Source organism: Shimia sp. R10_1 (assembly GCF_017744095.1).
Classification (GTDB): Bacteria; Pseudomonadota; Alphaproteobacteria; order Rhodobacterales; family Rhodobacteraceae; genus Shimia.
In genome coordinates, this window is sequence record NZ_JAGHQX010000039.1 from 1 (window position 1) to 712 (window position 712).

General features: G+C 57.4%; 1 pseudogene. It reads right to left on the bottom strand.

Going from position 1 to position 712, the window contains the following annotated elements:
- A pseudogene (locus J7413_RS20435) lies at positions 1–643 on the bottom strand (transposase); the annotation flags it as partial.
- Between the last annotated feature and the right edge of the window lie 69 nt (positions 644–712).

The following is a 712-nucleotide window of genomic DNA, read 5'->3' on the forward strand; positions in this document are numbered from 1 at the left end:
GCGTCCGACATGAAGTCGAGCGACCATCTCTGGTTTGGTCCCTGCGGGATCACCATGGGCGTCCTGGTGCCGACCGCGCGCTTGCGTCCGCCCCGTTTACGAACGGTTAACCCTTCTTCGCGGTAGAGCCGATACAGCTTCTTCCAGTTGACCTCCCAGCCTTCGCGCTTCAGCAAGATGTGCAGACGACGATAGCCGAACCGCCGCCGCTCGGACGCCAGTTCCTTCATCCTTGTCCGCAGCTCCGTATCGGCTGGGCGCTTCGACCGACGCCGATACACACGTGGATCGATCCCGGCCAGCGCACAGGCACGGCGCTGATTATAACCCTTGGTCTTCATGGCCCAGTTCACAGCATTCCTCCTCGAACCGGGCCTCAGAAGTTTTTTCCGAGCATCTCTTTCAGCGTCGCCACGTCCATCATCTGTTCGGCCAACATCTTCTTCAGCTTGGCGTTCTCAGATTCCAGCGTCTTGAGCCGACGCGCATCGGACACTTCCATCCCGCCATACTTCGAGCGCCACTTGTAGAAGGTCGCATCGCTAATCCCGTGCTTTCGACACAGCTCCTTTGCGCCAAGCCCAGCCTGGTGCTCTTTCAAAATGCCAATGATCTGTTCTTCGCTGAAACGGCTTCTTTTCATCGTCTGTCTCCTCAGTTGGAGAACAGGCTAACCAAAATTTCAGGACATTTCAGGGGAGCAGGTCAGTCC